Raw genomic sequence first — 13,915 nt, forward strand, 5'->3', positions numbered from 1 at the left:
GCGAAGCCAAAATACCTTTAAATGGCACAAAATACCATTGAATACTGAGTTTTATGAATCGACCCTTGGGATGCGGGGGTTTTTAGACAGACTCAATTAAATTTATTAAACACATAACATCCCGAAGGAGTAGCAAAAGGTGATGAATTTTAAGAGGTTTGTAAGAAGCTTGTAAGAGGCGAGCGATAGAATAGATGTTAATATAACCATGGATCTAATGGTGCAAAAACCTTCTTTTGGTCTTCGCGGCCCATCAAGTAAAAATTCATACGATAGTATGGCCAGATTTTTAGCAAAGGGGGTTGGAAAGAGAAAATACTTTTTTCTCTTGACATCATGGAAGAACATCAATGTACTTTTCAGGACTTCGTAGAATGGTAATTGGAAAGCAGGAGTAAACAATTTCATGGAGGAGTGCACATGGGACGTAGAGTAGTACGTAAATCCATAGCAGTATTGCTGACGCTATGGATGTTGTTTGGTCTGGTACTGAATGTGAGCTTGCCGCTGCCGGGTGGCGGTGCTGCCCTGGCTGCTTCAGGAGGAACATGGGATAAAGTTGGTGGTGATGCTTCACCAACTGCCTCAGCTACTGCAGCCTATTATGACAATGGTACATATTATCTGGCATATATGGACATCTCCAATGCCACTAAGATTTTGAGACCAAAAGTAGTGGTAAAGAAACTTAATACCGGTACTACCCCTCCCACTTGGGATCCGGTGGGTACAGGCAATATTGGTGTTGATGGTGTAGGTGTTAATTCGTTATCAATGTCATTGTACGTTGATAATGGCACACCTTATGTTGCTTATTTGGAAAAAGACGTAACGTCGGGCTTATCGGCCCTTACAAATTTTGATGGCAAGCTGACCGTAATGAAGCTTAATAATAGCAATACATGGAGTGCTGTCGGTTCTACCAAATTTTCAGGCAAAAACCCAACATCAATCAAGCTAGTTGTGATCAATAACGTCCCCTACGTGGCCTATAAAGAAGGTTCGTCAATACTTGTAAAAAGATATATCAACAATGCTTGGAGCCAAGTGGGCTCAACAAAGAGTACAAATTCTACATGGGGCAATGTGTCTTTGGATGTATATGACGGTACCCCTTTTATCGCTTTTCCCGATTCCGATAATGGTGACAAAGCCAGTCTGTTAGAATTTAATGGTACTGATTGGGAATCATGGGAATCTGCCGGCACTTCGATTTCTTCGGGAACTGCTAAACTGGTATCGTTGTACATTGACAATGGTGTGCCTTATCTGGCTTTCCAAGATGAGAATCAGTTCTCAAGGATAACAGTTAAGAAATATAACAGCATCACAAAAATTTGGGAGTCGGTCGGACGCGACGGATTTTCCAATCCCGTAGGGGCTACCTTCTCGATAGGAGGGTTAACCTTACCAAATATATCGGTAACCGTAGGGCTTCCTTTATCTTTATATGTGGATAATGGAATCCCCTATGTGGCATATCAAGACGGTACCCAGAGCGCCAAGGCCTCAGTAATGAAGTATACCGGCACTGATTGGGTTCCTGTCGGTGGTCTGGGCTTTTCTTCAACTCCTGCGTTGTATCCTACATTAAGAGTAACCAATGGCACCACGAACTTGGCTCTTTGGAATGGAGGAAAAGTTGCTCTCCTACAATATACCCCCACCCCCGCCCCGGAACTAGGAGCCACAGCAGCTGAAGGAACGGCAGCCAACTCGACCAAAGTGACGGCCACCGTTACCGATAATTCCGGAAATCACCTCGTCATCAAAAAATCATCTTCGACGATTACCACACCGAACGTCGGCGATACGGCACCCAGCGGCAATGATGTGATCGATCCTTATACGGCAGAAGCCAACATCAGCGGTATCGATGACACCACCAACAAGTATCTCGGTGTTACGAAGTCGACGCCAGCAACACCATCGTCAAATTCTCGCTGATCACCTTAACCTCTGCCCAAATCAAGCAGCCTGTCTATGGCGCATTCGAATTCAGCAGCGCTACTTTTAGCGAAGCGGAAAATGCCGCTTCCGGCACGGCGGAGATCACTGTCAACCGCGTCGGCGGCAGCGATGGTGCTGTTTCCGTTGATTACGCCACCAGCGACGGCACAGCAACAACTCCGGCCGATTACACAACCACAACAGGCACATTAAATTTCGCCGACGGTGAGACGAGCAAAACCTTCACCGTGCCGATTATGGACAACCAGGCGGTAAACTTGACCGGTAACCGCTTCACCACCGTCAAGCTCACCTTGAGCAACCCAACCGGCGGTGCGACGCTGGGTACGACCAGTTCGGCTGTACTGAAGATCATGGATGATGAAGTGCCGCAACCCGGCGCCGTTCAATTTAACAATGCTACATACAGTGTCGCCGAAAACGCAGGTACCGCAATGATTACGGTTGAGCGAATTGGTGGCAGTGACGGTTCTATTACTGTGAATTATGCCACAGGCGATGATTCTGCCGCTGCTGGGATTGACTATGACGCTGCCAGCGGAACCTTGACCTTCGGCAACGGTGAAACGATCAAGACTTTTACCGTAACCATCACCAACAATGAACTGTTGGACGGGACGCGCATCCTCGATCTCCAACTTAGCAATCCTACCGGTGACGCTACCCTGGGATCACGAAAAACAGCCACATTGGCGATTGCCGATGACGAAGCATCGCAATCCGGTGGCCCGGCCATCAATGAAATGTGGACTTATGTAGGGCCCGCCGGATTTTCACCGGGAGTCGGCGTTGCTCCGAACATTTCGCTCTATAACGGCACCCCCTATGTTGAATTCATAGACGTCAAGAACCTTGCCAATGCAGCGTTGATGAAATACGACGGCCAAAACTGGCAGAAAGCCGTTCTTCAAGATGCATTGCTCACAGGAAAACTGGATTTGTCAACATTGTTGCCGAATATAACTGTGCCGGGCTTGAATTTGCGCGATCTCGCGTCACAAATCAACATTCCCGGTTTGAATTCGAATTTGGTCCCCAATCAGACGATTGACATCCCCGGACTGACCGGCCAAAGCTTGATCGATCTGCTGAAGAAACTCGTACCGGATGAGTTATTCCCGGACAGCATCCCGTACTCACCGTTGGCAGCAGGGGCCGCTTTCTATATGGACAAAGGCACCCCTTATATCGTTTACCGTGACGGTCTCAGTGGGCTGAAAGCAACTGTGATCAAATCCTCATCGCTTTTCGGCGTAAATCCGCTTTGGAGCACTGTTGGCGATAAAGGGTTCACGGAAAATCCGCCCTTAAAAATGGCCGTATATACAAAAAGCGGCTCACCCTACGTGGTTTACCAGGACAGCAAAAACTTTAGAGCCATCGTGATGAAATACGACGGATCACAATGGCAACAAGTCGGCATTGATCAATCGGTGAACGGGATAGCCACCTTTTATGTCGACAAAGGGTCCCCTTATCTGGCCTATTCTGATGTCGAAAAATGCTTAAAAGCAACGGTCATGAAATTTAACGGAACGAACTGGGAGATTGTCGGTGATGCCGGATTTTCTTGCGGACCGGCGACAGATATTTCCTTGTTTGTCGACAACGGTGTTCCCTATGTAGCTTTTGAAGATATCCTCAAAAAGGCCAAAGCTACTGTGATGAAGTTTGACGGAACTACGTGGAAAACCATCGGTAATGCCGGATTCTCGTCAGGACCGGTCTTGTTTACTTCGCTCTTTGTGGATAACGGTACGCCCTACCTAGCCTTTATGGACACCAAAAACAGCGAGAAGGCCACGGTGATGAAGTTCGACGGGGAGCAATGGAATTTGGTCGGAGCGGAAGGGTTTACGGAAGGAAAGGCCATACTGCCTAAATTAGCGGTATTTCACCCGACTCCCACCAGCTACCCGATTCCTTACGTAACTTTTGGTGATGACCACAAGGGCAATAAGATCAGTGTGATGAAGGTAATCCTGCCGGGTACCTTCCAATTCAGCAGCGGCAGCTACAACGTCGAGGAAAATGTAGCCACAGGCAACAAGATGATCACGGTGCAACGCGTTGATGGCAGTGAAACAGAGGCTACGGTAGATTATACGACAGAAGACGCCACTGGAATAAGTGGCAATGACTATACGGCGACGAGTGGCACGTTGACCTTTGGCATCGGCGAGACAACCAAGACCTTCACTGTTCCTGTTTTGGATAACCAATTGTATGATAAAAACCGGACAGTGAAACTTACGCTCAGCAATCCAACGGGAGGCACCACCTTAGGGCAGCAGAAGGTATCGAGAATCACGATCCTTGATGATGAAACCGGTACCGTACTGTTTAGCAATCCTACGTTCAGCGCAGCCGAAAATGCTGGCACTGTCGACATTACGCTGGAACGTGTTGGTCGCAATGACGTGGAGGCTTCGGTGGATTATAGCACTGCTGATGACACCGCCGTTGACGGTAAAGATTATACGGCGACGGGTGGCACGTTGACCTTTGCGATTGGCGAGACCAGCAAGACCTTTACCATTTCCTTATTCGATAATGGGCGGTTGGACGGTGATCGAACCGTAAATCTGTCCCTCAGCAACCCCACAGGCGGGCTGCTGCTCGGCGATGGTGCTGTCTTGACCATTCTTGATGATGAAACCGGCACCGTGCAGTTTACCAGCACTGCCTATTCTATTCGAGAGGATGCCGGAACGGCAGAGATCAACATCGAACGTACCGGCAAAAGCGAAAATGAGGCAACTGTGGATGTAGCTACTGCTGATGACACGGCCCTTGCCGGAACAGATTACACCGCGTCCAATGAAACGGTGACCTTTGCTCCCGGTGAAATCAATGCAACCTTTAAGGTACCTGTGTTCAATCGGAACAACGCCAGCGCTCCCCGTTCCTTAAAGTTGACCCTATCCAATCCGACCGGCGGATTGGTGCTGGGAACGAGAGATCAAGCGACTTTGACCATCCTCGAACGGTCGCTCGGCAGCAGCCGATCAAGCAATCAGAACACGCAAAATAGCCAGAACAGCATAGCTAACGGCCTTTCTGTTTTTGTCAATGGCCAGGAACAAACCAACTCGGCCAGTGTCAATACGGTATCGCAAAACGACAAAACCGTCAGCATTTACACCCCGAATGAGCAAAAGTTGCAGCAACGCCTAGCCACAGAAGAAGAGAAACCCCTTATTACCATCCCGGCTATGGCCAAATCGGATATCATTATCGGTGAACTGACCGGTCAGATGGTCAGCAATATGGAACAAAAACAAGCTTCCCTGGAAGTTAGAACAGCAGAGGCATCCTATATTTTGCCAGCAGTGCAAATCAACATCAATGAAATTTCTAAACAAATCGGCACCGAGGTCGCTTTGCATGATATCAAAGTACAAGTAACCATCGCGAAGACGCCGCAGGAAGCGATCAAAGTTGTGGAGAATGCAGCCAAGCAAGGTGAATTCACGATCATGGCACCGCCCGTTGACTTTACGGTGACGTGCTCCTATGAAAACAAAACGATTCCTGTAAACCAATTTAATGCCTATGTAGAGCGGATGATTGCCATACCGGAAGGTGTGGACCCGACAAAAGTCACCACCGGTGTGGTCCTAAACGCCGATGGAACGGTCACCCACGTGCCGACACAGATTGTACAGATTGACGGAAAATATTATGCTAAGATGAATAGTTTAACCAACAGCACCTATGCGGTGATCGCTCATCCCAAGACCTTTGTTGATGTGGCCAACCACTGGGCGAAAAAATACGTCAATGAAATGGGTTCGCGCTTAGTGATCAATGGTGTTACCGAGTCTACCTTTGAACCGGACCGTGAGATCACCCGTGCCGAATTCTCAGCCATCATCGCCAGAGCCTTGGGGCTGCACGAAACCGGCAAAGCTAATCCCTTCCGCGACATCAGCGCCGGTGATTGGTACACCAAAACGGTAGCGACAGCATACAATTATGGTATCGTCAGTGGCTATAAGGAAGAACATGGTATCACCTTTGACCCCAACAAAGCCATCACGCGGGAAGAAGCCATGGCCATGATCGCCAGAGCGATGAAAATTGCTGGTATCAATACAACCCTTTCCGAACAGGATGGATTCACAGTGTTGAAGAAGTATGCCGATAGTGAGAATCTTGCTCCTTGGGCCGCCCAGTCCGCAGCGATGACGATCAAAAACGGTATTGTTGTCGGCAGTGATATGAATCTGAACCCCGGTGCCAACATTACCCGGGCGGAGACAGCAGCCATCGTCATGCGGATGCTGCAAAAAGCCAATTTAATCAACTAGTTTCTTTATAAAAAAACGGTCAGTGACACCAGTGGTTGGTGTTACTGACCGTTTTTGCTTGGGTTTGGATATAAGCGAAATTGAGGAAGCCGATAGAATGCCCTAGCGCCGATCGTACCGGTAATTGGTCCTATCCGCCGGATACCAGGCCACGCCGATCGAAGCTTGTCCACGCGCGTCAGGAGGGTTACGTTGCACCAGCTGCGGATCGAGTGGCACACCGTTAATATGTAAAGTCACTCGCCATGGATCATCACAGTAAAAGGTTAATCCTCGCAGGTCATCGACAGTCGGTACAAAACTGCCACGCACCGGATCGTCAATTGATGTGATCCGGATGATCGCACGCCGGGGATCAGCAGGGTCCTCCGCTGCTTGCCAGTGAACAAAGAGATCCGTTACGTTATAGCGGAGCAACCGCGCTGTACGCGCCACCAGGATGTCACCGCGATGATACTCCGCAGCCAGCGCTTGCAACGGTTCCCACTCCAGCGGGCGGAAGGGGTGCGGCAAATTGGCATGCCCACCAAGATGCTGAGCAAAGGAAGCATAGGCATTGGCCGACTTTAACGCTTGAAAATTGACTTCATTTAATTGGTTTTTGAGCAAATGAGCGCTCCAGTTCCAGACCGGCTGGCCGTTGGCATCAAGTCCGCTGTTGGTATAACGGTAAAAACCCCAGTAACGACGACCATCACGCAGCGTCAGTGGAAAAAGCAAGCTGTTTCGGCCAAGTTTCGCCTCCGCTGTGGAGCGGGTGGAGCCCCAGAGAAAAGTGATGCCACTGCTTCCGAGCAAGTCCGTATGATAGTACGGTGAAGCCGGGTTGTCCCCTTGTTGATAATGAAGATTGTCCTGATCGGCCCCGCCAAAGTTCTGCACATTGGCTGCATTGCCATGATCAATCCAAACCGGAAATTGCATACCGCGCTTTTGCCACTCATTCGCCGCCTGTTCGGCCAGTCGGCGGGAAAAAGCGATGTCCTGCCCATCTTGGCGGTTAAAGTCACCATAGGAGTGCAGCGAATCGATCCAACCGCACCGCAGGTAATGGCGAATCGCTTCGGCATGGGCCGGTTGGGAAGACGTGCCGCGCCAGTAACTCATCTGATCTTGCAGCGTGCGTCCGTCCGGGTGAACCTTACCGGCAATGTTGGTGCCGATATACATCCAGCAAGAGTCGGCAATATCCAAGCCTAAACCGGAACCCATGGCCGTGCTGGCCCGGGTATTGAGAAACTCATGAATTTCCCCGAATTTATCGATCGTTGTGCCGTCAATATCGGAAGTGATCGCCACGGCCGCTTGATAAGGGTAGGGGAACTTGCGGCGGCCGATCTGCATGCCGGCGACCGTCACCGTATGTTCAGGCCGATTCCATTCCAGCGGTTCCGTGCTTGGCTCTGCCGGTGGCGTCATCGCGGCCGACGGTAGAAGCTGTAAACTGTAACGATAGGTCAAATAGGCCATCACGCTTCCGCCGGCGAGTTGGAAAAAAGTGCGGCGAGAAAAGCCGGAGTTTCGCATACATCGCGCCCCTTTAAAGGATCTTACCCCTCCAGTATACCAGAAGAGGCTTTTTCGTGGTAAAAAGAATGCCCCCTCCCTGAAGAAGCATAATCTTCAAAGAGGGGGCGTGGGAGCAATGGCAAGAAAAAAACAGCGATGGCCGTGGTGGCTTTGCCGGTGGCTCACCATAGGACTGCTGCTTTGGAGTGGCAGCATCGGCTGGGCAGCCACAGCGATTTTCCCGGGTGATCGTGCGGACAGCTTAACCAAAGCACTGGTTTTGCCGGTAACGCCAAGCAGTATCTATGGCCGATTGACACCGGAGCACCCGATCGATTATTTCAAGTTTCCCGTACAACGTGGCGAGGAACTGCGCCTTTCCATGTTAATCCCGCGTGATGCCGGCGATGAAGTCGCCAGCCCGTCAGTGGCTGTCATGGGCCCGGGTCTGGCGCTGCCGGAAGATGTACCGGAACAAATTAGTTTACCTGCCGGAGCCGGGTTGCATATTGTGCAGCCGGCGAATAAAGTTCGCCCGGTTCAAGATCAAGCCAACAAGATGGACCTGGACCTTACGCAGGTCTTTCAATTAACTGCACCGGCCGATGCCGAGTATACGATCGCCATTTATGATCAAAACCGTCGCCCCGGCGTGTACATCCTACAGATTGGCAGCGAACCGGAAGCGACCTGGAGTTCCGTCCTAATGCACCCCTTACGAGCGCTGGAAGTGCAAGCATGGCGCCAACCGTTACAAGTGTTGTTACCCCTGGCGTTGGTCTTGATGGCCCTGTTGGTGATCGTCGGTGGGCGCAGAAAAAAATAAATTGACTGACTTTGCTTGTTTGGGTTGCCGTCCTGCCGGGCGGCATTTATAATGTCTACAGTGGAGGGAGCAGTTCCTTCGTACGTGGACAGAGGTGAAGCCATGAGCACAGGACCCAAACGCTTTTTTTTAGTCGACGGCGACATCTTGCCCGAAGCGATTCTCAAGACAGCCATTGTCAATGAAATGCTGGCCAAAGGGGAAGTCGCCAAAGTCAGTGACGCCGTAGAAAAAGTGGGCTTGAGTCGCAGCGCCTACTACAAGTACAAGGATGGTGTGCTGCCTTCGCCAGGGTCCGGTCCTCAGCCGGTGATCTCCGTGCGGCTCGTGCTTGAGCATCAACCAGGGATCTTATCACGGGTATTGAACACGGTAGCGGCCGTTGACGGCAACATCTTGACCATCAACCAGGCCGTACCGGAGCGAGGAATGGCGGCGGTAGCGATTGTCTTGGATATCAGCCGCATGGTCATCGACATACCGCGTTTACTTGGTGAACTGCGCCGCATGACCGGTGTGCGTAGCGTCCAGCTCATCGGTGACGAAAAGCTGGCGTTGGAGATTGAGCAATGAAAGGTGTCGAAAAGATGCAAGAACCAATCTGGATAGGCATGCTGGGCTTAGGAACGGTAGGTGGCGGCACGTTGCACATCCTGCAAAGCCGCGCCGAAGATATTACCCGGCGCTTAGGGCGTCCGGTAAAAGTCAAAAAAGTACTGGTGCGGAATTTGCAAAAACCGCGCAGTGTTCCTGTGGATGCGGAACTGCTCACCGATAATCCCGCCGATATTCTTGCTGATCCGGAGATTTCGATCGTTGTCGAAGTGATGGGCGGCATCCACCCGGCCTTGGATTACTTGGAAACGGCATTAAAAGCGGGCAAAAATGTGGTTACCGCCAATAAAGATTTGATGGCTGTTCATGGTCAACAACTTTTTGATCTGGCTGCCGCCAAAGAGCTCGATGTGGAATTCGAGGCTTCCGTAGCCGGTGGTATTCCGATCATTCGGCCGCTGAAGATTTGTTTGGCTGGTAACCGCATTGAAGTGATCAAAGGGATCATCAACGGCACAACCAACTTTATCCTGTCCAAGATGACGAGTGAAGGCTCTGATTTTGCCGATGTGCTAAAGGAAGCCCAAGAACTTGGTTATGCCGAAGCCGATCCTACGGCCGATGTGGAAGGTTTGGATGCAGCCCGGAAGCTGGCGATTCTCGCTTCCATCGGCTTTAATTCCCGCGTTACCTTGGATCAAGTCTATGTGGAAGGCATCACGGGCATCACCGCCCGCGATATCGAATATGCACAACAACTAGGCTATACAATTAAACTGTTAGGGATTGCCAAAGAAAGCGAAGGCCAAGTGGAAGCGCGGGTACACCCGGCCATGATTCCTTCGCAGCACCCGCTGGCGACCGTGCAAGATGCTTTTAACGCCATCTTTGTCAAAGGTGACGCCGTCGGCGAGACTATGTTCTACGGGCGAGGAGCCGGTGACTTACCGACCGGCAGCGCCGTAGTCGGTGATATTATTGATGTGGCCCGCAACATCATCAACGGCCATACCGGACGCATTGCCTGCACCTGTTACCACGAAAAGAGAGTAAAGCCCATCGGCCAGGTGGAGTGCTGCTATTATCTGCGCCTCTTGGTGACGGAAAAACCCGGTGTGCTTGCGTCGATTGCCGGCGTATTTGGTGATCAAGGTGTATCGATTCAGACCTTAATCCAAAAAGAGCAAATCGAAAGTGCTGCCGAGATCGTACTGGTGACACATCACGTACGGGAAGAAAACTTGCAAAAAGCGCTGCAGATCCTCGCGACGTTGCCGACTGTGGAAGCCATCGGTAACGTGATTCGCGTTGAAAAGGACTAACCGAACGGCGCCTGTACAGAGAAGAAAGGGGAGCCAACGCATGAATCGATGGTCCGGGATAAGCCCGGCTAATCGCGAGTATCCACCGGTCCCGACGCATCAGTATTGCTGTCAGACCGGTATCTCGGTAATGATCGAAACCACCCTGGCAGCCCCGCTACGGGAGGGCTTCTAATGTCTTCCCGGCAACAAGTTCATCCTCAGAAAGAGCGGGTACGGATTCAAGTGCCGGCAACAACGGCCAACTTAGGCCCAGGATTTGATACCTTGGGCATGGCGTTGGAGCTTTTTAATATTGTCGAACTGCAAGCGATGCCCTCCGGTGTCCAGATTGAAGTGGAAGGCGAAGGTGCAGCGTCGATTCCGCGCAGTGAATCCAATATCGTCTTACGCGTGATCCGTAAAGTCTGGCAAAAAGCCGGAGTGACACCGGCCGGTCTTCATCTGCGTTTAATCAACCACATACCAGTGGCACGGGGACTGGGTTCGTCGGCGGCAGCCCTGGTCGGTGGAGCCGTGGCGGCCAATGAAATGTACGGCAACCCTCTTACGGATCAGGAGATTTTGGAGATTGTGACGGAATTCGAAGGCCATCCGGACAATGTGGCTCCCGCATTATTCGGCGGTATCGTCGTGTCGGCCATGGTCCACGGTGAAGGTAACAACGAAGTGATCAGCCGCAAGATTCCGCCGCCCTATGGGATGCGTGCCGTTGTGGCCATTCCCAACTTTCACTTGTCGACCAAGCAAGCGCGCAGCGTTTTACCGACGGCAGTTCCTTATAAAGACGCTGTATTTAACGTATCGCGCATCTCCATGCTGATCATGGCCCTGGTACACAATGATTGGGAACTGCTGGCGAAAGTCATGGACGATCGCCTGCATCAGCCCTATCGCCAGGAATTGATTCCGGGGATGCAGGACGTTTTTGCGTCGGCCCAACAAGCCGGTGCTTTTGCTGCTGTGTTGAGCGGTGCCGGGCCAACTTTGATAGCCTTTGCCCGTGAAAATACGGAGGACATTGCGGCGGCCATGCAAGCGGCTTTTGGCCGTCACGGCGTGCAGTGCCAGACGATGGACCTCAAACCTTGTCCTGTCGGTGCGGAGCCGATCAATCCCTATCAACCGATCTAGATCTAGACTTATCAACCAAGGAAGTGGAAAGCATGGCCATTATCGTTCAGAAATTTGGCGGCAGTTCCGTCGCCACCCCCGAGCGGATCATGCGGGTAGCTCGCCGCGTCGTTGAAACCAAAGAAGCCGGTAACCAAGTGATTGTTATCGTGTCGGCGATGGGTGACAGCACCGATGACTTGATCGCGCTTGCCAAGGCGATCACTGATAAACCTCAAGCCCGCGAGATGGATATGCTGCTCGCTACAGGTGAAATCGTTTCGATCTCCCTCTTGGCCATGGCCATTGACAAGTTGGGCCACGGCGTCGTTTCCTTGACCGGTAGCCAGGGCGGGATCTTAACGGAAGAAGTCCATGGCAAGGCCAAAATCATGGAAGTCAATCCCGAGCGCATCCATGCGGAACTCGATAATGGCAATATTGTCATCGTCGCCGGTTTCCAAGGCGTAACCGAAGCCGGGGAAATCACCACCTTGGGTCGTGGCGGTTCCGACACAACGGCCGTGGCGATTGCGGCAGCCATGCAAGCCGATGTCTGTGAGATTTTTACCGACGTGGACGGCATTTATACCACCGATCCGCGCATAGTTCCCAAAGCACGTAAATTATCAACGATTACCTATGACGAGATGCTGGAACTGGCCAGTCTTGGTGCGCAAGTTTTGCATCCGCGTTCAGTGGAACTGGGCAAGGAATACGGTGTGCCCATCCATGTACGCTCAAGCTTTAATCATAATCCCGGAACGTTGGTGCAGGAGGTAAGTGACGAAATGGGCAAAGAACAAATGGAAAAAGAATTAATGGTCAGTGGCGTCGCCTACGATATGAATGTGGCAAAAATCGGTTTGTTTGATGTGCCCGATAAACCCGGTGTGGCCATGATCATCTTCAAAGCGCTGGCGGAAGCCCGGGTTAACGTCGATATGATCATTCAAAGCGCCATGCGCGACAATCGTAATGACATCGCTTTTACGGTTGTGCAAGATGACCTGGAAACAGCCGTCAAAGTCGTGGAAGATGTGCAAAAACAAATCGGCGGCGGTGCGGTGGCTTTCGAAGACAATGTGGCCAAAGTCTCGATCGTCGGTGCCGGCATGATCAGCCGTCCGGGCGTGGCTGCGAAAATGTTTGAAGTGCTGGCCAACGAGTCGATCAACATTCAAATGATCGCCACGTCGGAGATCAAAGTTTCCTGCGTTGTGATGGCGACCGATGCCAAACGGGCCGTGGTGGCGATCCATGAGGCCTTTGGCCTGGAAGCCGGTGAAGCGGCCAACAACGAAGGCTTTGCATCGTAACCTTGACTATGCTATAATGTTTCACTGGAGCCTCGGATCCTTGCTGAGCCGAGGTTCCTGAATTTGTCCAGCTTTTTCTCCCTAGAAAATGTTGCATGCTGTGCTGGAATAGCCCAAGAAAACGTTGTCGGAAAGGGGTATGTATATGTCATGGAAGAAATGGGAACACCTCTTGCCCGAGTTGTCCAACGTGCGAGCACAGTTGGAGGCGACGTTGCGGTTGAAGTCAGGATCATATACGAGCATCATGGGCGCCAACGCCTTTGATGAAGACAAGATGTATCCAGCGATTGTCGTGCTGCTCATTGCTCGCATGTTTGGCCATACGACGCGTTCTATGCGCTATCTGGCCAGTGTTGTTCAATGTATACATGTTGCTACGGAAATTCATCGAACGATTCCTGATGAACGCGCCGGAACGATTCGTGACGGGCAGACGATTCCCTTTGCGGCACTCGTCGGTGATCTGCTTTATGCGCGATTTTTTGCACTGTTATGTGAAGGAGAGATCCTCTCCTGTTTATATCCGCTTTCGCAATCCATCTGTGCCATGCACGAAGGTGCAATGATTCGCAAGGAACTGGTGGAAACGGGCTATGCCCAAGAAAATCACACGGAAGCGATGCGTACGCTGGAAGGGACTTCGCTGGTGGTGACGGCTTGCCGTTTGGCCGGTCAAGCGGGGAATGCTTCTTTTGAAGAGTCCCAGGCGTTGGAACAATTTGGACGAGCCGTCGGTATGCTGGGCGCGCAACGCCTGACGTCGCTGAGTACAAGTCAAGCTGCCCACTGGTTAGCACAGGGTTTGGATGCGATCGAGCAGTTGCCTCAAGGTGCAGCTAACGATGCCTGCCGATTGCTGCTGAACAATCTTGGCGCACGCTGGCGGAGCGAAACACCACGATCGGCCGTTGTTGTTGCTGATGTAGCTTGCGTGCCCTGCACGTCGAAATGGGTTGTCTGAGGGCAGAACTGAGGGGGAAGGCA

Annotated in this window: 10 protein-coding genes; 9 read left to right on the forward strand and 1 reads right to left on the reverse strand. The window is 51.5% G+C overall.

Annotation, left to right across the window (positions count from 1 at the left end):
• Positions 1-420: 420 nt before the first annotated feature.
• Both EDD73_RS09545 and EDD73_RS09555 read left to right on the forward strand, forming a co-directional pair.
• Positions 421-1,947 carry a hypothetical protein gene (locus EDD73_RS09545; RefSeq protein WP_131919567.1) on the forward strand — a complete coding sequence of 509 codons (1,527 nt, stop codon included), beginning with the start codon at positions 421-423 and terminating at the stop codon, positions 1,945-1,947.
• Positions 1,948-2,051: 104 nt separating this feature from the next.
• Positions 2,052-6,284, forward strand: a complete 4,233-nt coding sequence (locus EDD73_RS09555; RefSeq protein WP_406567187.1) for a Calx-beta domain-containing protein — start codon at positions 2,052-2,054, stop codon at positions 6,282-6,284.
• 102 nt (positions 6,285-6,386) lie between these two features.
• Here EDD73_RS09555 and EDD73_RS09560 read toward each other — a convergent pair whose 3' ends face one another.
• Entirely contained in the window at positions 6,387-7,811 is a 1,425-nt protein-coding gene (locus EDD73_RS09560; RefSeq protein WP_131919570.1) for a hypothetical protein, read from the reverse strand.
• Between the two features lie 118 nt (positions 7,812-7,929).
• On the opposite strand from EDD73_RS09560, the gene EDD73_RS09565 reads away from it, so the two are divergent.
• From EDD73_RS09565 to EDD73_RS09590, 7 genes are all read left to right on the forward strand, one after another.
• Positions 7,930-8,619, forward strand: coding sequence for a hypothetical protein (locus tag EDD73_RS09565; protein ID WP_131919571.1), 690 nt, complete (start codon positions 7,930-7,932; stop codon positions 8,617-8,619).
• A gap of 51 nt (positions 8,620-8,670) precedes the next feature.
• Entirely contained in the window at positions 8,671-9,192 is a 522-nt protein-coding gene (locus tag EDD73_RS09570; protein ID WP_243116874.1) for an ACT domain-containing protein, read from the forward strand.
• Positions 9,193-9,206: 14 nt separating this feature from the next.
• A complete protein-coding gene (locus EDD73_RS09575) occupies positions 9,207-10,496 on the forward strand; it encodes a homoserine dehydrogenase (protein WP_131919572.1) in 1,290 nt (429 codons plus the stop codon).
• A gap of 40 nt (positions 10,497-10,536) precedes the next feature.
• On the forward strand, positions 10,537-10,671 hold the full coding sequence (locus tag EDD73_RS15465) for a hypothetical protein (protein ID WP_264672922.1): 135 nt from the start codon (positions 10,537-10,539) through the stop codon (positions 10,669-10,671).
• Positions 10,671-11,630: a homoserine kinase gene (thrB, locus tag EDD73_RS09580; protein WP_131919573.1), complete on the forward strand. Its 960-nt coding sequence runs from the start codon at positions 10,671-10,673 to the stop codon at positions 11,628-11,630. Before EDD73_RS15465 ends, thrB begins: the two co-directional genes overlap by 1 nt.
• 32 nt (positions 11,631-11,662) lie before the next feature.
• A complete protein-coding gene (locus EDD73_RS09585) occupies positions 11,663-12,928 on the forward strand; it encodes an aspartate kinase (RefSeq protein WP_131919574.1) in 1,266 nt (421 codons plus the stop codon).
• 145 nt (positions 12,929-13,073) lie between these two features.
• Positions 13,074-13,892 (forward strand): polyprenyl synthetase family protein, encoded by an 819-nt coding sequence (locus EDD73_RS09590; RefSeq protein WP_165876440.1) that lies wholly within the window; start codon positions 13,074-13,076, stop codon positions 13,890-13,892.
• Positions 13,893-13,915 lie beyond the last annotated feature (23 nt).

Source organism: Heliophilum fasciatum, assembly GCF_004341395.1.
Lineage (GTDB): Bacteria > Bacillota > Desulfitobacteriia > Heliobacteriales > Heliobacteriaceae > Heliophilum > Heliophilum fasciatum.